This window comes from Virgibacillus sp. W0430 (assembly GCF_051846935.1).
Classification (GTDB): domain Bacteria; phylum Bacillota; class Bacilli; order Bacillales; family Amphibacillaceae; genus JBPYCR01.
This window is the reverse complement of the sequence record NZ_JBPYCS010000034.1, coordinates 1-22,986: the sequence shown is the minus strand read 5'-3', so window position 1 is coordinate 22,986 and position 22,986 is coordinate 1. Positions and strand designations below refer to the sequence as shown.

19 protein-coding genes are annotated in these 22,986 nt (G+C 36.2%); 4 read left to right on the top strand and 15 right to left on the bottom strand.

The window, feature by feature from the left end; all coding sequences use genetic code 11:
* From ACLIBH_RS13020 to ACLIBH_RS12975, 10 genes are all read right to left on the bottom strand, one after another.
* On the bottom strand, nt 1-2,775 hold a 2,775-nt coding region (locus ACLIBH_RS13020), incomplete at its 3' end, for a dynamin family protein (RefSeq protein WP_439317148.1).
* A gap of 587 nt (nt 2,776-3,362) precedes the next feature.
* Complete coding sequence (locus ACLIBH_RS13015; protein ID WP_439317146.1) at nt 3,363-3,833, bottom strand: flavin reductase family protein; 471 nt, start codon at nt 3,831-3,833, stop codon at nt 3,363-3,365.
* A gap of 542 nt (nt 3,834-4,375) precedes the next feature.
* The gene (locus ACLIBH_RS13010) at nt 4,376-5,905 is read right to left on the bottom strand and encodes an acyl-CoA carboxylase subunit beta (RefSeq protein WP_439317145.1); all 1,530 of its coding nucleotides are present in this window, start codon (nt 5,903-5,905) and stop codon (nt 4,376-4,378) included.
* 15 nt (nt 5,906-5,920) lie between these two features.
* Nucleotides 5,921-6,703 carry an enoyl-CoA hydratase gene (locus ACLIBH_RS13005; RefSeq protein WP_439317144.1) on the bottom strand — a complete coding sequence of 261 codons (783 nt, stop codon included), beginning with the start codon at nt 6,701-6,703 and terminating at the stop codon, nt 5,921-5,923.
* 26 nt (nt 6,704-6,729) lie between these two features.
* Complete coding sequence (locus tag ACLIBH_RS13000) at nt 6,730-6,942, bottom strand: acetyl-CoA carboxylase biotin carboxyl carrier protein subunit (RefSeq protein ID WP_439317143.1); 213 nt, start codon at nt 6,940-6,942, stop codon at nt 6,730-6,732.
* A 2-nt stretch (nt 6,943-6,944) separates the two neighbouring features.
* Entirely contained in the window at nt 6,945-8,309 is a 1,365-nt protein-coding gene (locus tag ACLIBH_RS12995; protein WP_439317142.1) for an acetyl-CoA carboxylase biotin carboxylase subunit, read from the bottom strand.
* A gap of 33 nt (nt 8,310-8,342) precedes the next feature.
* Nucleotides 8,343-9,488: an acyl-CoA dehydrogenase family protein gene (locus ACLIBH_RS12990; protein WP_439317141.1), complete on the bottom strand. Its 1,146-nt coding sequence runs from the start codon at nt 9,486-9,488 to the stop codon at nt 8,343-8,345.
* Between the two features lie 518 nt (nt 9,489-10,006).
* Nucleotides 10,007-12,457 carry a DNA topoisomerase IV subunit A gene (gene parC, locus ACLIBH_RS12985; protein ID WP_439317140.1) on the bottom strand — a complete coding sequence of 817 codons (2,451 nt, stop codon included), beginning with the start codon at nt 12,455-12,457 and terminating at the stop codon, nt 10,007-10,009.
* Nucleotides 12,458-12,472: 15 nt separating this feature from the next.
* A complete protein-coding gene (parE, locus tag ACLIBH_RS12980) occupies nt 12,473-14,425 on the bottom strand; it encodes a DNA topoisomerase IV subunit B (RefSeq protein ID WP_439317139.1) in 1,953 nt (650 codons plus the stop codon).
* A gap of 239 nt (nt 14,426-14,664) precedes the next feature.
* Nucleotides 14,665-15,081: a CoA-binding protein gene (locus ACLIBH_RS12975; protein ID WP_439317138.1), complete on the bottom strand. Its 417-nt coding sequence runs from the start codon at nt 15,079-15,081 to the stop codon at nt 14,665-14,667.
* A 657-nt stretch (nt 15,082-15,738) separates the two neighbouring features.
* On the opposite strand from ACLIBH_RS12975, the gene plsY reads away from it, so the two are divergent.
* From plsY to ACLIBH_RS12955, 4 genes are all read left to right on the top strand, one after another.
* Nucleotides 15,739-16,332, top strand: a complete 594-nt coding sequence (plsY, locus tag ACLIBH_RS12970; protein ID WP_439317137.1) for a glycerol-3-phosphate 1-O-acyltransferase PlsY — start codon at nt 15,739-15,741, stop codon at nt 16,330-16,332.
* 105 nt (nt 16,333-16,437) lie between these two features.
* Nucleotides 16,438-17,385, top strand: a complete 948-nt coding sequence (gene folE2 / locus ACLIBH_RS12965; protein WP_439317136.1) for a GTP cyclohydrolase FolE2 — start codon at nt 16,438-16,440, stop codon at nt 17,383-17,385.
* The gene (yidD, locus tag ACLIBH_RS12960) at nt 17,385-17,627 is read left to right on the top strand and encodes a membrane protein insertion efficiency factor YidD (protein WP_439317135.1); all 243 of its coding nucleotides are present in this window, start codon (nt 17,385-17,387) and stop codon (nt 17,625-17,627) included. Before folE2 ends, yidD begins: the two co-directional genes overlap by 1 nt.
* A gap of 22 nt (nt 17,628-17,649) precedes the next feature.
* Nucleotides 17,650-17,937: a HesB/YadR/YfhF family protein gene (locus ACLIBH_RS12955; RefSeq protein WP_439317134.1), complete on the top strand. Its 288-nt coding sequence runs from the start codon at nt 17,650-17,652 to the stop codon at nt 17,935-17,937.
* A 148-nt stretch (nt 17,938-18,085) separates the two neighbouring features.
* Here the strand turns inward: ACLIBH_RS12955 and ACLIBH_RS12950 are convergent, their stop codons facing one another.
* The 5 genes from ACLIBH_RS12950 to acnA all read right to left on the bottom strand — a co-directional run bounded on the left by ACLIBH_RS12950 (nt 18,086) and on the right by acnA (nt 22,970).
* On the bottom strand, nt 18,086-18,385 hold the full coding sequence (locus ACLIBH_RS12950; RefSeq protein WP_439317133.1) for a hypothetical protein: 300 nt from the start codon (nt 18,383-18,385) through the stop codon (nt 18,086-18,088).
* Nucleotides 18,369-18,809, bottom strand: coding sequence for an acyl-CoA thioesterase (locus tag ACLIBH_RS12945; protein WP_439317132.1), 441 nt, complete (start codon nt 18,807-18,809; stop codon nt 18,369-18,371). Before ACLIBH_RS12945 ends, ACLIBH_RS12950 begins: the two co-directional genes overlap by 17 nt.
* A gap of 134 nt (nt 18,810-18,943) precedes the next feature.
* Nucleotides 18,944-19,192 carry a small acid-soluble spore protein Tlp gene (gene tlp, locus ACLIBH_RS12940; protein ID WP_439317131.1) on the bottom strand — a complete coding sequence of 83 codons (249 nt, stop codon included), beginning with the start codon at nt 19,190-19,192 and terminating at the stop codon, nt 18,944-18,946.
* Nucleotides 19,193-19,923: 731 nt separating this feature from the next.
* Complete coding sequence (locus tag ACLIBH_RS12935) at nt 19,924-20,079, bottom strand: FbpB family small basic protein (protein WP_439317147.1); 156 nt, start codon at nt 20,077-20,079, stop codon at nt 19,924-19,926.
* Nucleotides 20,080-20,258: 179 nt separating this feature from the next.
* Complete coding sequence (gene acnA, locus ACLIBH_RS12930) at nt 20,259-22,970, bottom strand: aconitate hydratase AcnA (protein ID WP_439317130.1); 2,712 nt, start codon at nt 22,968-22,970, stop codon at nt 20,259-20,261.
* Nucleotides 22,971-22,986: the final 16 nt, after the last annotated feature.

The window sequence follows — 22,986 nt, the reverse complement described above, 5'->3', positions numbered from 1 at the left end:
TTTAGCTAAGTCTTCATTTATAAACTGATAAAATTCAAACTCAAATCGTTTCATTTCTTCATTCAATGGTTCATCAATAAGTTTGTTTTCTAACGATTGCTTGCTAGAAACTGAAAATATTTTTGGGAATCGAATTCCTAATTGAAGAAGCTGTTCTTCAACATATTGTATGACAAGCTGTAAGTCTGCATCGTTTTGCGCTAAGTCAGAAGCATTTATTATAAAAAACATTTTATCAAGCTCAAATGCTTCTTTCACACGTCCTAATTGCATAAGAAAATCTTTGTCTGCCCGGGATAACGCATGATTATAATACGTAACGTATAATATTGCGTCTGCTTGCTTAATATAATCGAAAGCGACATTCGTATGACGAGCGTTAACAGAATCTGCTCCAGGTGTATCAACTAAAGTAATTCCTTGTTTTGTTAACGAGCAATCGTAATACAAATCGACTTGTTCAAAATAACAAGCTTTCGTTTCGTCTGTAACATATTTAGAGAATTCCTCAAGTGTAATGTCTATCGTATTGCCAATAGAATCTTTCAGTTGTTCATACCCTGAAATCATGGCCTCTAAATACGACTGATACATTTTATTTAAGTCATTGCTTTTATATATTTTATTCTCTTTCACCCAGGAGAGAAGTGTTTCGAAATTTCCTTTAGGTGGCGTAAATGGTTTCGTTATACGATATAAATCTTCGTATAATGTTTCATTGTTCTTTAGCTTAATAACTATTGTGCCATGCTTGTGTATTGGAGTAACAGGAGAAATTCGGTTAATAACAGCCGTAGTTGGATTCGGTGAAGCTGGCAAAAGTCGTTCACCAAGTAGCGCGTTTGCAAAGGATGATTTACCCGCACTAAATGCACCGAATAAAGCAATTGTTAGTTTTCTTTGATCTAAACGCTCTCTTTTTCTATTTAAATCAGAAAGAATCTCTTGAAACATAGGTAACTCTTCTACAGTAGCAATTGTATGATCGATCGCTCGCATGACTTCGTCAACAGTAGCCCGGTTAGAGTTAAACGCGCGATGTGTCAGCTTGTCTACGCTTTCTTGGCTCGTCTTGTCATTAACACGATTGTTTACGGCATGCTTAACTTTATGCTCGCTATGTTCAGCGGGTCGTGTATTGTTTTTTTGCGTTAATTCCTTTTCTAAATGTCCGACGATTCTGTCGTCAATTTTAGGGTTCAAACATACATTCTCTATCGTGTTTAGTCTCGTTTTCAGTTCATTTTCAAGCTTATCCTGCTGCTCCTTCCACTCATAAGCAAGCTTCAGCTGTTTTTGTTGCTCCTCAAACACTTCCAATTTACGCTGTACATCGTCCTGCACGAACGTTTCAATTTTAGTCCAAAGTTGTTGGACTTTTACTCGAAATTTACTCTTAATATCCGTGCTAATTTCGTTTGTGTAATTTAGTACATAGTTGCCATTTACTTGAGCTCCTTCTTTGAGATGAGAGAATAAGTCTTCTGTTTCATAGGTGACAGATAATTGTTGTACGCTTTCGATTAACTTAGGGTTTGCCAGCTTATTTTCATTTAATAACTGCATAATCTTATCGCGTAGTTTCCATTGAATAGCCGACTCAATACTTTTTTGTAGTTCCGTAATAAATGTATTTAATCGAGCTTGTCGCTCTTCCTCCGTTTTTTTCTTTGAACCGAACAAGCCTATTTTGAAGCCTTTTTGTTGAGAAAGTAAAAATCCCTCTGCTTGGTCTCGTAAACTTGCAGGCATTAAATAAGCATTTTTCAGCGTAATAGTCACTTGTTCCTGGAACATATCCTTTAGCTGTTTTGGAAAGGATTTTAATTGTACAATCTGTTGCTCCAATTGATCTAACTTGTCAATATCCGAATTAGTAACACTTTGCGAATTGTATGATGCTAACTGCTCTTCTGCCTCTTGTTTTAAAAATCGTTCATGAGACTCAATAATTTGTTGAATGGATGCATCCGTACGCATAAGGTCTTTTTTATTTGAACGAAGTAGATCAAACAACAGTTTTTTTAATTTTTGAAATTGGTTATGTGGTGCATTTTCTTTTAGTAATGAAGTAAAGTATATCGCTTTTGGTGAAATTCCCCATTGATCAAACGTTTGATTAATACTTCTTTCAAACGATTTAAATGGTAATTCGTTTTCATTATGTTTGTCTACTTGATTTATTATGACGTAGAAAGGTATGCCTTTTTTTTGCAAGCTTTTTAAAAACAATAAATTTACTTCCGATTGTACATGGTTGTAGTCCATTACATAAAACAATATATCTACGAGATGTAAGGAAGACTCTGTCATTAATCGATCAGCATCATCTGCAGCATCTATTCCAGGTGTGTCTATTAATGAAGCGCCTTCTGGTAAAAAGCTGTTCTCCGTTACGAGTTCTATTTGTTTAATTGTATCCTTATCCTTGCAATACTCTTTAATCATTTCAATATCATACGGTGCAGAATATTTTATTGGGATATCATTATGAAAAAAAACTTTTGCTGCTTCATCTCCCGAACATATTTTCACGATATTAGCACTTGTAGGAATAGGGCTTTTAGGCAAAATTTCCTGGTCAAGTAGCTTGTTAATCATTGATGATTTTCCTGCAGAAAAATGACCTGCAAACGTTATAATTAACTCTTGCTTTTGTATTTTTTCATATAATTCGAGCATTTTAAAAGCGTTTTCATGATCATTATTGTCGCTGAGCACTTTATATAGAGCAATAATATGGTCTTTTGTCATTTTTGTTTGTAATTTTTCCATGACTGTCAAGGTATACAATTCCTTTCTACATAACAATTCTAATCTACATTATACGAAATATTTGAGCTGTTTTCTACCGCATCTTATAAACTGATTGAGTCAAGTATTTGTGGGTGTTATTTTAAGAAGTTAAAAAACCTCTCTTTGTATTCGTTAATTTTAGTATTGCTTCCTACCGACCGCAGTAGATATGCACTACGCTTTCCGTGGGCAGTGAAAATCAACGGTGTTATTCATGTGTATATCGTTCGAAGTAAAATTGATCACATATTATCTAGTTAGATTCGTGCATTTGTTCCCCCACAAACATTTTACTCATACTTATAAACTACATTGGATTGAATGATTGGCAATATAACATTGCTTAAACTAAATAAGGCTCCAACCATACTCATTTGATGATTGGAGCCCAGTATGTTTCAACAACTGCTCAACATAACATATATCGCGAATTTTCAAGCTTACGGGTTGTATTGCAAATTTATGGGGGAAATGTACTGTTAAAAAATCGAATGTTTACTACGGTCATTCATCCACTTATTGAAAATAAACGCTTTTATAATTAATTGTAAAATAAATTGTGGTTATTAATTAGATTGCAAGTAATTGTACTGGCCATTAAAGTATAAGACTGGCATTTGTTTATTTTCATTCATTATTAGATCCGTAACTTCTGCAATAAAGATCATATGATCACCAGCTTCTATGCAATTTGTCACTTTGCACGCTAAATTTACCATTGCATCCTTAATTACAGGTATTTGATTTAATTGATTGTATGCAATCTCTTTATCCTTTTCGATTTGTTTTGCAAAAATCATTGAAATATCTTTCTGGTGTTCTGTTAAAATACTTACACCGAATTTCTTTGTTTCCTGCAATTTATTGTACATACTTGCTTTATGATCTATTGAAACGGCGATTAGCTTCGGGTCTAACGAAACAGACATGAAGGCATTGACTGTCATTCCAATAGCTTCGCCCTTATCGTCCATCGTAACAATTGTAATCCCTGTTGCAAATTTCCCCATTGCATCACGAAAAAGTCGATTATTCATACTTAAATCCTCTCTTTCAATTCCATTCAAATTAAGCGTACCATTTATCTGCAAAAATTTAAAATAATTGGATTTCATCTAGTTTACATAATAAAAATATTGTCAACTAATGAATCTTACTCTTATAGTACTATATGTACTTAGCTGTAATTTGTTTTACCGAATCATATATTCAAAATAGAACGAAAAAAGGCTGAGACAGAAGTATTTCATCTAGTTAAACACCGAGCAATTAGATGTAAAGAATGAGCCCCTCTCTGGAAATATAAAGACTCTTCCCGCACAGCAAAAGAAGGACATCCGCTCATGCATTGTATGCACAGTATCTTCATTACCACAGACGACTAGTAAGTCTCTTCAAAGCTAACGCTTTTACCGAGATCTCACCAATGCTTTTTCTCTTGCAGGACAAGGAACGCTTCAGGAACGATACATCGCACACAGAAAAGCGATCCACTTTTTCAAAGAGTCTATATTTCCAAAGCTAATCTCGTTCATTATTCGGAATTTAACTTAGCAACTTCGTTATGTCTCAGCCTCATTTATACTGGGTAAACGCCATGTTTTCTTTCAGTAAATACTACTTGTTTTGATTCATACACGTTAAATCGTGCAGTTAATTCTTCGCGCAACTTATTTGGCTCGATAACCGTATCGATAACCATTTCGGATGCTAATCGATAAATGTCAATATCTGCCTTGTATTCATCTTGCTTTTGTTTAATAAATGCGCGCTTTTCATCGTCACTTAACTCGGCTATTTTATTTGCATATACAGCATTTACAGCTGCTTCTGGCCCCATTACGGCAATTTGTGCAGTTGGTAACGCAATACAACAATCCGGATCAAATGCCGGTCCGGCCATTGCATATAAGCCAGCACCGTATGCTTTTCGAACGACTACGGAAATTTTTGGAACAGTTGCTTCACTCATCATCGCAAGCATTTTTGCACCGTGGCGAATAATGCCAGCTTGTTCTACACGTGTTCCAATCATAAAACCTGGAATATCCATAAGAAACAATAAAGAAATATTGAATGCATCACATAGTTGAATGAATTTAGCAGCTTTATCTGCAGAATCAGGAAATAAAACGCCGCCTTTTACTTTCGGCTGGTTGGCAATGATTCCAATAGCTTTTCCATTCATTCGAGCTAGGCCTGTAATTATTTCGGGTGCAAATTTCTTTTTGATTTCGCAAAAACTGTCTTCATCAATTAATCGGTCAATTAAGTCGTACATGTTAAATGGAGTATTTTGGTTTTTTGGTATAATTTCTTCAATGGAAGCTTCGAGCTTCTTAGTTGTTTTAGCCTCAATATGGGCAGGTTTTTCTCTGAAGTTAGCAGGAAAGTATTGTAAATAGCGTCTTGCAAATTGAATGGCTTCTTGTTCTGTTTGCACTAATACATCGCCACACCCAGATACAGAACAATGCATCTTTGCACCGCCCATTTCTTCAAGGCTAACTTTTTCGCCTATAACCATTTCAGCCATTCGAGGAGAGCCTAAATACATCGAGGCGTTACCGTCAACCATAACAACGATATCACAGAATGCAGGAATATACGCGCCTCCTGCTGCAGACGGGCCAAACAGTAAACATATTTGTGGAACTCGGCCGGATAATTTAATTTGATTATGAAAAATACGTCCTGCGCCACGTCGTCCTGGAAACATCTCGATTTGATCGGTAATTCGAGCACCAGCTGAGTCAATTAGATATAACATAGGTATCTCTAACTTTTCTGCGGTTTCTTGTATACGAATCATTTTTTCTACGGTTCGTTTTCCCCACGATCCAGCTTTCACGGTAGAATCATTTGCCATTACACAAACCGATTGTCCATTTATTTGTCCTATTCCAGTTACAACCCCATCAGATGGTAATGTATCATCCAGACAGTTTGCAAAAAATGCATCTTCTATATTAATATTGTCATCAAATAACAACCGTAACCGTTCCCGTACGAATAGTTTCCCTTTTTCTTTATTCTTTTGATGGTATTTTTCATTCCCACCTTGTTCGATTTTTTTAATTTTGTTTTGCAAATCTTCAATATAAGACATACATGCCCTCCTGCATCATTTACCTTTATATATTGGATTTCGCTTTTCCTTAAAAGCGGCCAGTCCTTCCAAGCGATCCGTTGTATGTAATGTTTCTTTATAACATAAATGCTCGATTGAAAGCCCAGTATGAATATCTGCTTGTACTCCCATATTAATCGCAATTTTTGCTTGTTTTAAAGCGATCGGACCATTTTTTGTTATTTTATTGGCCATAGTAATAGCATTGTCCATCAATTGGTCGCTGCTTACAATATGTTCTACGAGCCCGATTCGTAGTGCTTCATCCGCGTCGATTCTTTCAGCAGTATAAATTAACCGTTTTGCTTGTCCAATTCCTATTAATCGAGGAAGGCGTTGTGTGCCTCCTGCACCGGGAATAATTGCTAGTGATGTTTCAGTAAGCCCCATTTTGGCATGTTCGGAAGCGAAGCGGATGTCACATGCTAATGCCAGCTCCAGACCTCCGCCTAATGCTACACCATTTATAGCGGCAATAACCGGGAACTGTAATGACTCAATATTTGTTATTGTTTCCCCGATATATCGTACGGTATCTATGACTTGTTCCTCTGTCATACCTTTCCGCTCTTTTAAATCTGCACCTGCACAAAATGCTTTATTACCAGCACCTGTAATAATTAGACACCGAATATTAGTATTGGCTTTAAATTCTTTAATAAAGATATTTATTTGCGTAAGAACATCCATTGATAATGCGTTTGCTGCGTCGGGCCTATTTATTTTTAAAACGACCAAATGATCATTTAACCATTGTACCGTTACTCGTTCGGACACGTATATCCCCCTCAATCTAAAGAGAATTACTCAATAGTAGCAATTAAGTCTGCTTCGTTGACAAAATCTCCTTCTGAAACGGAGATAGACTTTACCGTCCCTCCTGTTTCTGCTGAAATAGGAATTTCCATTTTCATTGACTCTAAAATGACAATCTCGTCGCCGGCATTGACTTGATCCCCTTCAGAAACAACGATTTTCCATACGCTTCCTGCCATACTTGCTTTAATTTCTTGCATAATTATTCCTCCTTTAATTTCTTGGTTTTTGGAATATAATATTCCTCAACAAATGATGTAGGTGTAATTCCAGATTGAAACTTTTCTTGTTCGATTATATTTTTAACCATTGGAATGTTTGTTTTTATTCCTTTTATTACATAGTTATCGAGTGCGTGAAGCATGTTCGTTATTGCTTCTTGCCGTGTTTCACTTGTTACTATAAGCTTTCCTATCATTGGATCGTAAAATGGTGTAACGGTCATACGATTGGCTACAGTTACTTCATGCCGAATATGCTCGGCCTCTGGTAGATGGAATGCAGTAATCTCACCTGGGGAAGGAAAGAAAGTGACTGGATCTTCTGCATAAATTCTCGCTTCAATTGCGTGCCCGTGTATTGTAATATCAGATTGACTAAAAGATAGCTTCTTTCCATTCGCAATATTTATTTGTTCTTCGACGATATCAATATGAGTAATTTCTTCCGTTACTCCATGCTCTACTTGTATTCTCGTATTCATTTCTAAGAAGTAGAAATTCTCTTTTTCATCTACTAAAAATTCAATAGTACCAGCATTTGTATAATTAATAGCTTTAGCCGCTTTAACCGCAACATTTCCCATTTTCTTTCTTGTACTATCTTGGATGAAAGGCGAAGGGGCTTCCTCAATCACCTTTTGATTTCGTCTTTGAATGGAGCATTCCCGTTCAAACAAATGAATCGTATTTCCATATTTGTCAGCTAGTAATTGTACCTCAACATGGTGTGCATTCGTTATTTTCTTTTCGATAAACATTGCACCATTGCCGAAGAAGTTTTTCGCTCGTTCTGAATTACTATTAAACGCTTTTTTTAACGCTTCATCTGAATCGACAACCTGCATGCCAATGCCGCCGCCTCCAGCAGCAGCCTTAAGCATTACTGGATAGCCAATCGTTTGTGCAGCAGCAATTGCTTCTTCTGAAGTTTCAACAGCTTGCTTTGTCCCAGGTATTATTGGGATTCCTGCGTTGCTCATTGTCTTTCTTGCCGCTACCTTATCTCCCATTTTTTCAATTACATCACTGTTAGGACCGATAAAAAGGATACCTTCTGACTCGCATTTCCGCGCAAAATCTGCATTTTCACTTAAAAAGCCATAACCAGGATGTATTGCATCAACATGTGCAGTTTGAGCAATGTCAATAATTTTTTCGATGTTTAAATAACTTTCATGTACGCGTGGCCCGCCCAACAGAAAGCATTCATCTGCCATAGCCACATATGGTGTATGCTTATCTGCTTCTGAATATACTGCTACCGTTTTTATATTTAATCGTTTACACGTGCGAATAATTCGACTAGCTATTGCACCCCGATTGGCAATTAATATTTTTTTAATCAAAGTATCCCTCCTTTTTGTGGATGGACAAAATAATTACTTACATCCTAATTGTCTTGCAATAACAAGACGTTGAATTTCTGATGTCCCTTCACCGATTTCTAATAATTTTGCATCTCTTAAGTAACGTTCTACTTCATATTCTCGCATATATCCATAACCGCCATGTATTTGTATCGCTTCGTTAGCAGCTCGAAATGCCGTTTCGGTTGCAAATAATTTGGCATAAGCAGCTTCTTTTGAAAAAGGTTTATTATTATCCTTCAACCAAGCAGCTTTATATATCATGTTTCTTGCTAATTCAATTTCCATAGCCATGTTTGATAACTTAAACTGTACTGCTTGAAAGCTTGATATAGATTTACCGAATTGCGTTCGCTCCTTTGCATAGGCCAACGATTTATCAAGCGATGCTTGAGCTATACCTACTCCTAAGGCAGCAATGGAAATTCTTCCACCATCCAATGTATGTAAAAATTGTTTAAATCCTTTATGCGGATCCCCAAGTAAGTTTTCTTTCGGAACACGTACATTATTTAAGACTACCTCAGCCGTATCTGAACCTCTTACTCCCATTTTGTCATAATTGCTTGTAATCGTTAAGCCTTCTGATTCTGTAGGAACGATTAAAGCAGATATTACGTTCTTTCCTTGTGCGTTTTTACTTGTAACAGCAGTAACTATTATTGTATCGGCAAAACTTGCATTTGTAATAAAACACTTTTCACCATTAATTATGTACTCATCACCATTTAGGACGGCAGTAGTTTTTGTACCACCGGCATCTGACCCAGCATTCGGTTCAGTGAGACCAAATGCACCTAAAGCCTTCCCTTCCGCCATTGGCTTTAAATACTTTTCTTTCTGCTCTTCGGTTCCGAAATAAAAAATTGGACTTGCACCAAGTGAAACATTCGCTGCATAACTTAATCCTGTGCTTCCGCACGCCTTTCCTATTTCTTCAACAGCAATCGCATACGAGATTGTATCGCCTTCTGAACCCCCATATTTTTCCGGAAATGGAATACCCATTAAGCCTAATTCACCAATTTGCTTAAAAATATCTTCAGGAAATTTAGCAGTTGTATCTATTTCAATTGCTCTAGGTTTAATTACATCTTGGGCAAAATCCCGAACCATTTTCTGAATCATTGCTTGTTCTTTCGTTAACTCAAAATTCATGCCAAGCCTCCTCCTAATACTCCCAAAACTACAGTTTTACACTTTATTCTTTTATTTAGAATACCAAATTATTTTTAGATATTCCATTGTTAGATAAAAACGAAGGGAAGCGCCAATAAGCTAGTCTCTTTTTAAGAGTTTATAACGTCTCTTTGTATGACGCTTTCTTTTTGTCATTCTAATAAGAAATCCGATGCGTCCTTCTACACAAAAAGTGTTCTACAGTGTGTTGATAATCGCTTTGATTGTAACGTAAGCTGGACGGTTCCGATAGCATTACTTCATCTTTTATAGCTCACTGTCGTGTCGCTATAAGGGGCTTCAGACGTATGATTTTTTCCACAGGAGTTGTACCTTCCGTTATAATCATTTGGATTTGAGCATTTAATATTTAAATGACCATGATTCGTTATTCAGCTCCAAAAACAGAAAACAAAAAGAGCACCTTTTGATAGAATTAAAATATTACACAATAACCTACCGAGGTGCTCTTCTGTTAAATCATTATACTATATTCGTTACTTTTCTTTTTCCAAAAAAGGCTTCCGATACTCTGCTTCAAGCCACGTTTGTTCTACTTCACCTTGATTATCTGCATCGATTACGAAAGAGCCATTACTATAGCGATCGCTAATCGGTAATTCTAATGGAAAGATTCGATGTTTTTCCCCTGCCATAGTTTCAAAACATAGTTTATCATTTTCATTAACGAAATAGAATCCTTTAATTCTGTGTGCTTTCTTTTTTAATTCACGGAGCATAACTACACCTCTTTTGGCACGCGTGGACTTTTCAAAGGACGCTAGCTTCATTCGTTTACACGCTCCCCGCTGTGTAATTATTACAATTGACGGTTCGGATAGATCGTCAAATGCATGTCCATTAACTACAATTTCTCCTTCTTTTAGCTGTATGCCAATTACACCTTGTGCACGTTGACCAACAACAGATATATCTGATTCATGAAACCATAAGCCGTATCCTTTATTTGAAGTGAGAAAAATATTAGCGTTGCCATCTGTTTGATAAACATTTACTACTTCATCGTCATTTTTCAAATTGATTGCGATTAATGCACGAGAGAATCTTTGTGCATCATATAGATGTAATTTACTACGTTTAATCATCCCGTTCTTCGTAATAAAAATTAAATAGTCATCGTCATTAAAAGCACGTATCGGTACGCTTTCTACAATAAATTCATCACTATCCAGGGTAGAAATGTTAGAGAGGTGTTGTCCACTATCTTTCCAACGAATTTCAGGCAGCTCGTGAATTGGAAGACAGATAAACTTTCCTTTATTTGTAAATAATAGAATTTTGTCTGTCGTATTAAGCTCCATTAGACTTATTAGATGATCGTCTTCTTTTATTGTGACATCTTCAATATTTGATGCGCCAAACGATCGCATACTCGTACGCTTTACGTAACCGTCTTTTGTAATAGAAACGACTACATCCTCACTCGGGATCGTAACTTCTATGTTAATAGATAGATTCTCGATTTCTTCCTCAATCGTTGTTCTTCGTTGGTCTGCATATGTTTTTTTTATTTGACGTAAGTTTTTCTTCAAAATTTGGTACAGCTTTTTATCACTTGATAAAATCGAATTATATTCATCTATTTTATCCTGTAACTCACTTGCTTCTTTTTCAAGCTGAAAAATGTCTGTATTCGTTAATCGATAAAGCTGCAACATAACGATAGCTTCGGCTTGTTTTTCTGTAAAGCCATATTTTTTCTCTATACGTAGTTTTGCATCTTGTTTATTTTCTGAGGCGCGAATTGTAGCAATTAATTCATCAAGTATGGAGACGGCTTTAATTAATCCTTCTACAATATGCGCACGTTCATTCGCTCTCTGTAAGTCAAACGTTGTTTGTCTTGTTATAACGTCTTTTTGATGAATTATGTAGGCGTCAAGAATTTCTGGCAACGATAATAGCTTCGGTGTCTTATCTTGGATCGCTACCATATTAAAATTATATGTTACTTGAAGATCTGTGTTTTTGTATAAATAATTTAATATACCTGCACTATCTGCATCTTTCCGAAGTTCAATGACAACTCGTAAGCCAGTTCGATCCGTTTCATCACGGATTTCTACTATCCCATCTACTTTTCGGTCAATTATTAATTCATCTATTTTACGAATCATCGTTGCTTTGTTCACATCATAAGGAATTTCTTCAATTACAATTTGTTCCCTATTACCTTTAATCGGCTGGATGGTTGCCTTACCGCGAACGACAATACGTCCCTTGCCTGTTTTATATGCGGATTTTATTCCTTCTACACCTTGAATAATTCCCCCCGTTGGAAAATCGGGGCCTTTTAATACAGACATAAGGCGGTCAACTGTTGCATTTGGAGAGTCAATTTTCATTATTACTGCATCAATTACTTCTCCTAAATGATGAGGTGGAATATCTGTTGCATACCCAGCCGATATTCCTGTAGAGCCATTAACTAAAAGGTTAGGAAATTTTGCAGGGAAAACAACTGGTTCGGAAATCGTATCATCAAAATTCGGGATGAAATCAACAGTGTTTTTTTCAATATCCTTTAAAAGCTCTGAAGTTACATTAGATAGGCGAGCTTCGGTGTAACGCATTGCTGCAGGTGGATCTCCATCTATACTTCCGTTATTTCCATGCATTTCAATGAGTACATTTCGCATCTTCCAATCCTGGCTTAACCGTACCATTGCTTCGTAAACTGAAGAATCACCATGTGGATGATAATTACCAATGACAGTACCTACTGTTTTCGCCGCTTTTCGAAAGTTTTTATCATGGGTATTTTTATCTTCGTGCATGGCATATAAAATTCGCCTTTGTACAGGTTTTAGACCATCACGGACATCCGGTAAAGCCCGATCTTGTATAATGTATTTACTATATCTACCAAACCGGTCTCCTATTACTTCTTCCAATGGAAGGTCAATGTATTGCTTTAAATGTGCCATGTAAATCCCCCTTTACTACAAGTGAATCTTATCGTTTTCTAATATATTGTTCTCCTCATCAAGTCCAAACTCGACGTTGTTTTCAATCCACTTTCTTCTAGGAGACACTTTATCTCCCATTAATGTCGTGACTCTACGCTCTGCTCGAGCGATATCATCAATAGTAACCCGGATAAATGTCCGAGTGTCTGGATTCATCGTTGTTTCCCATAGCTGATCGGCATTCATTTCACCAAGCCCTTTGTATCGTTGAATGACATAGCCCGTTTTAAATTGTTGAACAGCTGCTTTCATCTCTTCTTCATTCCATGCATAAATGATCTTCTCTTGCTTTCCTCTACCTTTGGATATTTTAAACAGTGGAGGTAAGGCGATGTACACTTTACCCGCTTCGACTAGAGGACGCATATAGCGATAAAAAAATGTAAGCAAAAGAACTTGGATATGTGCTCCATCTGTATCTGCGTCTGTCATTATAACAATTTTATCGTACTGAATATCATCCAAATTAAAATCGCCACCAACGCCAGCTCCGATTGTATGTATTATCGTTGCGATTTCTTCATTTTTCATTACGTCTTCTAGCTTTGCTTTTTCCGTATTAATGACTTTACCACGTAAAGGTAAAATAGCTTGAAATTTACGATCACGTCCTAGTTTAGCGGAGCCACCTGCTGAATCCCCCTCAACAAGATACAATTCGTTCTTTTTCGGGTTTCTTGATTGTGCCGGAGTTAACTTACCACTTAATAATGAGCTTTTTTTCCTTTTTTGCTTTCCAGATCGTGCTTCTTCACGAGCTTTTCGAGCAGCTTCCCTTGCTTCCTTTGCCTTTATCGATCGTTGGATGAGTAGTTTGGCAACATCTGCATTCTCCTCAAGGAAATAATTTAATTGCTCTGAAACAACAACTTCTACTGTAGACCGAGCTTCTAACGTTCCAAGACGGCCTTTTGTTTGCCCTTCAAACTGCAGCTTTTCTTCGGGTATACGTACCGAGACAATCGCTGTTAATCCTTCGCGAATATCCGTTCCTTCAAGATTTTTTTCTTTAGATTTCAAAAGATTCATTCTGCGAGCATAATCATTGAAAGTACGTGTAATTGCACTTCTAGCTCCAGCTTCATGGGTCCCACCGTCTTTTGTACGCACATGATTTACAAAAGAGAGCATATTTTCTGCATACCCATCGTTAAATTGAAATGCAAAATCAACTTCAATATCTTCGTGCTCCCCTTCAATCATGATGACGGAGTGCAGTTTATCTTTATCCTCATTTAAATAATTGATAAATGATTTTAAACCTTCCGGGTATTCATAAATTACGTTTTTGTCGTTCCTTGCATCGAGGAGCTCAATTTGTAATCCTTTTAATAGAAATGCAGCTTCTTGCAGTCGTTCAGCTAACGTATCATAGTCAAAAATGGTCGTTGAAAAAATAGTAGGATCAGGCTTGAAATGAATCGTTGTGCCTGTCTTTTTCGTCGTACCTATTTTTTCAAGGGAGCCAACTGGCTTCCCTCCAATTGAAAATCGCTGACGATAAATAAAACCATCCCGATAAATCGTTATTGTTAACCATTCTGACAGTGCGTTTACTACAGCAGCTCCTACACCATGGAGTCCACCGCTTGCTTTGTAACCACCTTGACCAAACTTACCACCGGCATGTAATACAGTAAATATGACTTCAGGAGTTGATTTTCCTGTAGTGTGCATTCCAGTTGGGATTCCTCTACCATTGTCCGTAACTGTTATACTATTATCTTCATGTATTGTTACTTTTATTTTTTTTCCAAAGCCTGCTAATGCTTCGTCTACTGCGTTATCCATTATTTCAAATACGAGATGGTGCAATCCGCGAATATCCGTGCTACCGATATACATTGCTGGTCTTTTTCGGACTGCATCTAAACCTTCTAATACTTGAATCGATTCTTCTGTATATTTTCCAGGTTCATGAGCCAATGGATTCCATACCCCTTTCCAAGCTATGCCGTTTAACAACTAATCATTATATTAGAACAAATGATCTCTTTTGTAAATTGGATTCCGTTTAATCCTATGTATACCATAAGAAAGTACATTATTAAGAATACTATAAGGAATACAATATGTATATGTTTTTAAGCGAACCTTTCCCTTAGATGAAAAGGATGACAAATAATTTGTCATCCTAAAAACTTAGTTTATATAGTTGTACTCACCTACTGCGATCGGACTAAAATTGAGTGCGCAACTTTAATGCAAACATCCATAACTACAGTAAATCCTTCCTTTTTCAATAAATGAAATGCTTCTTCATTCTTAATGCCTTGCTGTGTCCAAAATGTGCGGCAATTCGTTAGGGCTGCTTCTTTTGCAAGGTTAGGTAAATATTCCGATCGCCGAAACACGTTAATTATATCGATCTGATCCTCAATTTCAGTTAATGATGCAAATGCTTTTTCGCCAAGAACTTCGTCTACTGTAGGATTAACTGGAATAATTCGATAACCGCTTTGTTGCATTGCTTTTGAAACTTGATACGAAGTGCGCCTCGGGTTGTTTGATAGTCCTACAACCGCTATCGTCTTTGTAGATTCCAATATTAATTTCATTTCATCATTTGACGGATTTTCCATTTTTCTCTCTCCTTTATCTTAAATTACATTGTTTGATTAATCTTACATAAGCAATTATATAGAATCCTTTATAATACAACGGATGGATTCATTATAGATGGTTTTTATCGCTCATTTGGAAAATGGATACAAATATACTCTAATTATGATGATACATCTGTACAATCAGCTTTTAATGATGATTAGAATGATAGGCTTTCTTATAAAGCAATTCTATCATACGCTAAAAACAATGAAATAAATACGGTTATAGACGAATGGTTACATTCCACTATAAAAAAGTGTGACATGGATTGAGCAATTGATCGCAAGTAATGAAATTCTACTAGCATCCCTTACTTTTCCCCCATACACTAGAGCTATATACTTCCTTGTTAAAATGTGTAACAATATAGGAGTAAAATTGTTTTGAGGCTTCATATGTGTGAGTTCAAATCAGATGAGGCATTGTCGATAGAAAGCGAAACATATGTCAACAGCGATAGTCGGAGTTTTTTTGGAAATAATCGATAGAACAAGGGTGTTCTTTAAGATTGTAAGCTCTCGCTCATATATACGTGGATTTAATGAAGGCAATGCCGAGGTAGACATTTTTGAAAAACATCATGTATTATATTAGTATTCATTATGTAAATTAAAGAGAAAGCAGGCAGTAAGATGGACTATTTTATTTTTATTCTTTTTTCTTATTTATTAGGATCCATTCCAACGGCATTAATTGTAGGAAAAGTTGGGTTTAATCTGGACATTAGAGAACATGGTAGTGGGAATTTAGGTGCTACGAATGCATTTAGAGTACTTGGTATAAAAGCAGGTATCACTGTAACATTAGTGGATATATTAAAAGGGACAATCGCGACGCTTTTACCTCTAGCTGCAGCATATTTTGTCGATGTAGATGTTAATCGTTTAATTATCGGTTTATTTGCGGTGCTAGGTCATACGTATCCTCTTTTTGCAAAATTTAAAGGAGGAAAAGCAGTTGCTACGTCAGCAGGAATCTTATTAGGAGTAAGTCCATTACTATTCGCTATTATTATAGCCACTTTTATTATCGTTTTATATTTATCTAAGTATGTTTCTCTATCTTCTATGATCACAGGTCTTGTCGCAATTATAACATCTATTATTTTACGGGACATGGGACTAATTATAGTGACTCTTGGTCTAACTATCTTCGTGTTTTATCGACATAAAGAAAATATTAAACGTATAAGAAATAAAACGGAGCCGAAAATTACATGGATGTAAACACGTATTTGAATTTTATGGCAAACCTATTCGTTGAATGTACATAATACCATTTAGTATACTTTAGTTAGGTCATGAATGGACAAAAGGAGCTAATTACGAATTATGAATAATATAAAATCATTACAAGCATCATCACGATTACCAGCAAAAGAAGAAAGGCATAAATTGTTTGGCTCAGTTGAACCTGGACCAAGAACAAAACCGACGACTAAAGAAGATATGTCTGATTTACAAAACGTTAAAAAAGACTTTTTGTTTAATATAGATGCCGTAGGAATAGCTAATGTCAAGCATCCGATCGTTGTTAAAAGCGACACAAAACCTAAAATCCAAACAACTATTGGCACGTTCCAGCTTACTTCTAATGTAAATAAATCGAGTAAAGGTACAAATATGAGTCGTTTTCTCGAAGAAATAAATGAAGCAGGTCATTCAGAATTAATGATTGATTTTCCATCTTTGAAACAATTCGTTTTAAGACTTAGACAGCGATTAGAACACGACGAAGTTAAAATTAATATTGCATTTCCTTGGTTTTATGAACGTAAAGGCCCAAATTCTCAGCTTGCGGGTATGAACCATGCTGATGTATCTTTAAATGTTGTATATAATGAAAACACTGGATTTAAATGGGAAGCTTCGCTGTCTGTATATGTGACAACACTCTGTCCTTGCTCAAAAGAAATAAGCGAGTATAGTGCACACAGTCAACGTGGTCGAGTAACTATGGAAGTAGTTTTCACAGATGATATAGTGGATGAGCAAGTCGATTGGAAAAAACAATTGCTCCATGCAGCTGAAAGCAATGCAAGCTCTAAAATTCACCCCGTATTGAAACGACCGGACGAAAAAATCGTTACAGAGGCAGCATATGAAAATCCTCGTTTCGTTGAAGACATGGTACGACTAGTTGCTGCTGATCTGTATGAACTTCCTTTCGTAGAAAAATTTAAAGTATCATGTCAAAATGAGGAGTCCATCCATATGCATGATGCAATTGCAACTATTAGCTTTAATAAGCTGGAAGATATACCGGGCGAAGTTAAGTAATGAATTATTTGTTTATCGGTTTAATTCGCTTTTATCAAAAGGCAATTAGCCCTTTTAAACCACCAAGTTGTCGTTTTTTACCAACTTGCTCCCAATATAGTATCGAAGCCTTTAAACGATTTGGAACTATTAAAGGGGCTTATCTGACGATTATACGAATTAGTAAATGTCATCCATTTCATGCAGGTGGGATTGATCTAGTACCAGAACGGGAAGAAGATAAACAGAGCAAAAGATCCTGATACGAAGGAGATTGACTTTTCTATGAAATTAAAGATAACTGAAAAAGCTGCTAACTGGTATATACAAGAGCTAAATGTCTCGCCATCGAACTTTGTTCGTTTTTTTGTACGATATGGAGGATATGGCGGCATCGTGCCAGGTTTTTCACTTGGGGTAGGTCTAGATAAACCGGTTGATGTTCATACAGCAACGACGATGGCTCATTGTACGTTCTATATCGAAGATTCGGATGCATGGTATTTCGATGGTAATAATTTAAACATTACATTCGATGATGAACTTCAAGAACCAAAAATAAATTATGAATAATAATAGCCTGTATGCATATTTCGCTTTATTTAGGATTGCGGCATACAGGCTTTTTCATGTATACATGTAGAATATTAACTGGAGTGCATACATATTTGGTGACGTGAATGTTTATCTTGTTGCTCATCTTTATCCTGTTTAAAAACAATTATAAATTATACTTTTTAATATGATCGAATTTACGTTCCATCATTAAAATATGTTTTTGAACACGACCGAATAGATCGTAATGGGGATAATCTCCTTTAAAATGAATGTACGATTTTTTAAGTCCGTATGTAGTTCCCCATTGTATTAACTTTTCAATGTCACTGCAACCTACTTTAGTTACTGTGTAGCAATCTGGGAACCGCTCGTCCATCCAATAGTGTGTTAAGAAAGCAATTTTACCTTGGCGCACTTCTTGTTTCCACTTTATAAGCTCTGATCGTTTAAGCCCGAACGCCATGTTTCGTATCCTTTAATGCCTTTTTATATACATCATGCCAATTTGGGTACATCCGCTTTAATGCTAAAGGTTTAAATGTATCTTTATGTACTATAACGTGGGTTGTCTTCCCTGTAACGGCTATCCTTTTGTTCTCATCAATCACGTTATATCTATATACCGTTCGGATGCCATCATATTTTTCCAACCATGTTTCAACATATATTTTATCCCCGTATCGAACAGGGTGTTTGTAGGAAATATGAACGTCAATTACTGGCGATACAATCTTATCTTTTTCCATATCCGTATAAGCAAACCCTAAGCTTTCTACAAATTTTGTACGACCGATTTCAAACCAAACAAGATAATTAGCATGATACACAACGCCCATTTGATCTGTTTCTTGGTATCTAACTTCTATTGGTGTTTTAACGACTGTCATTTATTATCCCTACCTTTGCCTTAGCTTCGGTTCTATTTTATCATAGAACAATTTTTAAAAGTAGGAACTTTAAGATCGATGATACGTATATAAAAAGATTCCAAACGAGTTGTTTGGAATCTTTCATACGGGTATTAATAATCACTATATTCACTTTCGTCTTTAATTTCATTCCGCATGCTTTCTATCGACTCTTTTCGTCGCTGGTTTTTATTTCTAATATTTTCTTTTTGTTCCCCAGATGCAAATTCCATTGAATCTTCTGCTTCCGCAATATTTTCTAATGTATTGTGAACCATATTTTGCAACTTTTCCTTGTTATCCGAACGATCATCTGGTTTATGTCTATTGTCTGGCAAACTTAAACCTCCTTTACTTTTCATTATTTAACAGTTCAAATTTATTCTTCCAATCAATCGTTTATTTATACAAGCCTTTGGTTATAAAGTATTCTTTACCGCTCTGTCCATCCGTATCGTAATAATGTAGGAAAACGTATAAATTGAATGAATTTCATAATTTCAAGCCCTTACAGGGAAAGAGTTTTAAAACTTAAAAAAGGAAGCGCCTCCCCAAATCTTATTGACTACAAGCCATAAATAGACTGGAGGGACACTCCCTATGACCATTATACTTTAATCAATGTTCGTTACAGAACAGGTAAACGAGCAAAAATTTATTTTAATATAGTCACCTTAATATACAATGCATCTAAATTAGCAGTTGATCGAATGAATACAGCATTCAACCAAAAAAACAGGTTGCATAGCAACACCAACTCGTCTGTGTGGATTCCGGATCCACGCAGACTCCTGCAGGTAAAGCAACAGACGAGAATCCATTTTAAAAGTATTTGGAAAAACTTTTAAAATTAGTTGAGGCGTTGCCTGCGGAAAGCGGAGTGGATCCGGATGGAACACAGCAGATACCAATCTAGCTTTAAGTGGATTTTAAATTTCTGTTCTTTTGTGATTTTTTAAAAATAGCAATTATGAAATTGACTCAATTAATTGAATAAGAAAGCTGAAATATGCATTCGTTATTGTATGGAATTCTTTTAATAAAAAAGTTTATTTCTTCATAAAAAAAGAAATAAACTTTTTTAACAGTTTTGTCAATTGTTTTGCTCAGAAATAGAATTTTTATATGACTCATGTAATTTTTCTTCAACATTTTGTTCAATACGCTCAAGAAAGTAACGATTTTCTAATATATTCTTGCGGTTTTCAGCAACTAGCTCATCAAATGAAAGTCTCTTTTTAAGTGCTATTCAGAATCCCTCCTTATAATGGAAGGATACCCAATTAAAAAAATATTTATACACTTGCATGAATTCAATATATAAAAGCGTGCAACAAGATACATGGCACAAACTACAAAAAAATGGTTCCATTCATTAACGTCGATGAATGGAACCATTTTTACTAATTTTATCTAAATATAAACTAATTAAGCGTCTAATTTACTTCGTAATACGAGCTGTAGAATACCACCATGACGGTAATAATTAATCTCTACATCACTATCGAAGCGAGCAACTGCTTTAAATTCAGTCTTTTTACCTTCCTCATCAATTGCAACAACGTTCAATTTTTGATTTGGTTTAATATTTTCGTCAATATCAATGTTAAACGTTTCTTTACCAGTTAAGCCTAGCTTTTCTGCATTTTGACCTTTGTCAAATACTAATGGAATTACACCCATCATAACTAGGTTTGAGCGGTGAATTCGCTCGTAACTTTCTGCAATTACCGCTTTAATTCCTAATAAATTGGAACCTTTTGCAGCCCAGTCACGTGAAGAACCCATACCATAATCTTTACCACCCATTATAATTAAGCCTGTGTTGTCTTCTTTATACTTCATTGCAGCATCGTAAATTGGCATTACTTCACCTGTTGGCCAATACGTCGTATAACCGCCTTCTGTTCCAGGAGCAAGCAGATTACGAATTCGAATGTTTGCAAATGTACCTCGCATCATTACTTCATGATTCCCTCGTCGAGAGCCGTATGAGTTAAAGTTTCTTGGTGAAACCCCTTGTTCTTGCAAATATTGACCTGCTGGCATATCTTTAGCGATCGCACCGGCTGGTGATATGTGGTCAGTAGTAATCGAATCGCCAAAGCTTCCAATTGCTCGCAAATTATTTAATGGCTTAATTTCATCAACTTCTTTAGATAGCCCCGTGAAAAATGGTGGGTTTTGGATATATGTTGAATCGTTGTCCCATTCATATAAAGGTTCATCTGTCGTATTAATTTCGTTCCATTTTTCATTTGATTCGAAAATATTGTCATATTCTTTACGGAATATTTCTGGGTTTACAACACTGTCAACGGTTTTTCTAATTTCTTCCATAGAAGGCCAAATGTCTTTCATAAAGACAGCATTACCATCCTGATCTTTTCCAATTGGCTCTGTTGTTAAATCGATATCTACTGTTCCCGCTAACGCGTATGCCACAACAAGTGGTGGTGAAGCTAAATAGTTCGCTTTCGTTAACGGATGAATACGGCCTTCAAAGTTACGGTTACCTGATAGGACGGAAGCAACAGCTAAATCGTTTTCCATAATTGCTTTTTCGATTTCCTCACGTAATGGACCTGAGTTACCGATACAAGTTGTACATCCGTAACCAACTAAATTAAAGCCTAGCTCATCAAGATACTTAGATAATCCAGAATCATCTAAGTAACGAGTAACGACCGTAGATCCTGGTGCCAAAGATGTTTTCACATAAGCTGGAACTTGTAACCCTTTTTCAACTGCATTTTTAGCTAAAAGTCCAGCACCTAACATAACGTAAGGGTTTGAAGTATTTGTACAAGATGTAATAGCTGCAATAGCTAAAGCGCCTGTACGCATAACTGACTTTTTACCATTTGGATGCTCAACGGTTACTTCTTTATCAAATTCAGATTTATCTAGACCAAATCCTTGGTTTCCTACAGGAGCAGTAATTGCTTTATTAAATTCCTTTTTCATATTAGATAGAGCAATACGATCTTGTGGGCGCTTAGGACCGGCTAGGTTAGGCTCTAGTTTGGACAAATCAATTTCAACTGTTTCTGTATACTCTGGATCTGGCTGTTCGGAAGAGTACCACAGATTGTTTGCTTTACAATACTTTTCTACTAATTCAATTTGTGCTTCATCTCTACCAGTTAAACGTAAGTAGTTTAATGACTCTTCGTCAATTGGGAAAAAGCCACAAGTAGCTCCATATTCTGGTGCCATATTAGAAATTGTAGCACGGTCTGCTAATGGCATATCCTTGAGACCAGGACCATAATACTCAACAAATTTACCTACTACATTTTTCTCACGTAATACTTGTGTAACTGTTAATGCTAGATCTGTAGCAGTTGTTCCCTCTGGGAAGCTTCCTGTAAATTTAACCCCGATAACTTCTGGTGAAGGGAAATATGAAGGTTGTCCAAGCATTCCAGCTTCAGCTTCAATTCCACCTACTCCCCAACCAAGTACACCTAAACCGTTAATCATCGGTGTATGAGAATCCGTACCTACAAGTGTATCTGGAAACGTGTCAAAACTACCTTCGTCGTTTTCAATTGCATGAACTACATTTGCCAAATACTCTAAGTTTACTTGGTGTACAATTCCTCTTGCTGGTGGTACTGCGCGGTAATTTTCAAAAGCTTTTTGTGCCCAGCTTAAAAATTGATATCTTTCAGCATTTCGCTCAAATTCTAGATCCATATTTGCTTGTAAAGCAGTATGTGTTCCATATTTGTCTACTTGAACAGAGTGGTCAATTACAAGATCAACTGGTACTTCAGGATTAATCTTATTCGGATCTCCACCCATATCAACCATCGCTTTTCGCAACGAAGCAAGATCAACGACTGCTGGAACTCCTGTAAAGTCTTGCAGGATAACACGGGCAGGCTTAAATGGAACATCTGCACCTTCGCCATCTTTTGTTCCCCATTTTGCCAAACCTTCTACATGTTCATCTTTAATAACAGTCCCATCATATTGACGTATGACAGATTCTAATAAAACTCGAATAGAAAATGGTAAGCGAGATACTTTACCTAATTTGGCGTCTTCGATGCCTTTTAAATTAAAGTAATTATAAGACTTACCATTTAGCTCAAAGCTTTCTTTGGAACGGAACGAATTGTTCTTCCCCATTATGTTTGACTCCCTT

Excerpts from the sequence above, each read along its gene's own strand:
- ACLIBH_RS13015 (WP_439317146.1), bottom strand. The coding sequence starts at position 3,833 with ATGAATAATCGACTTTTTCGTGATGCAATGGGGAAATTTGCAACAGGG.
- ACLIBH_RS13010 (WP_439317145.1), bottom strand. The coding sequence starts at position 5,905 with ATGTCTTATATTGAAGATTTGCAAAACAAAATTAAAAAAATCGAACAA.
- ACLIBH_RS13000 (WP_439317143.1), bottom strand. The coding sequence starts at position 6,942 with ATGCAAGAAATTAAAGCAAGTATGGCAGGAAGCGTATGGAAAATCGTT.
- ACLIBH_RS12990 (WP_439317141.1), bottom strand. The coding sequence starts at position 9,488 with ATGAATTTTGAGTTAACGAAAGAACAAGCAATGATTCAGAAAATGGTT.
- parC (WP_439317140.1), bottom strand. The coding sequence starts at position 12,457 with ATGGCACATTTAAAGCAATACATTGACCTTCCATTGGAAGAAGTAATA.
- ACLIBH_RS12975 (WP_439317138.1), bottom strand. The coding sequence starts at position 15,081 with ATGGAAAATCCGTCAAATGATGAAATGAAATTAATATTGGAATCTACA.
- plsY (WP_439317137.1), top strand. The coding sequence starts at position 15,739 with ATGGACTATTTTATTTTTATTCTTTTTTCTTATTTATTAGGATCCATT.
- folE2 (WP_439317136.1), top strand. The coding sequence starts at position 16,438 with ATGAATAATATAAAATCATTACAAGCATCATCACGATTACCAGCAAAA.
- yidD (WP_439317135.1), top strand. The coding sequence starts at position 17,385 with ATGAATTATTTGTTTATCGGTTTAATTCGCTTTTATCAAAAGGCAATT.
- ACLIBH_RS12955 (WP_439317134.1), top strand. The coding sequence starts at position 17,650 with ATGAAATTAAAGATAACTGAAAAAGCTGCTAACTGGTATATACAAGAG.
- ACLIBH_RS12950 (WP_439317133.1), bottom strand. The coding sequence starts at position 18,385 with ATGGCGTTCGGGCTTAAACGATCAGAGCTTATAAAGTGGAAACAAGAA.
- ACLIBH_RS12945 (WP_439317132.1), bottom strand. The coding sequence starts at position 18,809 with ATGACAGTCGTTAAAACACCAATAGAAGTTAGATACCAAGAAACAGAT.
- tlp (WP_439317131.1), bottom strand. The coding sequence starts at position 19,192 with ATGAAAAGTAAAGGAGGTTTAAGTTTGCCAGACAATAGACATAAACCA.
- acnA (WP_439317130.1), bottom strand. The coding sequence starts at position 22,970 with ATGGGGAAGAACAATTCGTTCCGTTCCAAAGAAAGCTTTGAGCTAAAT.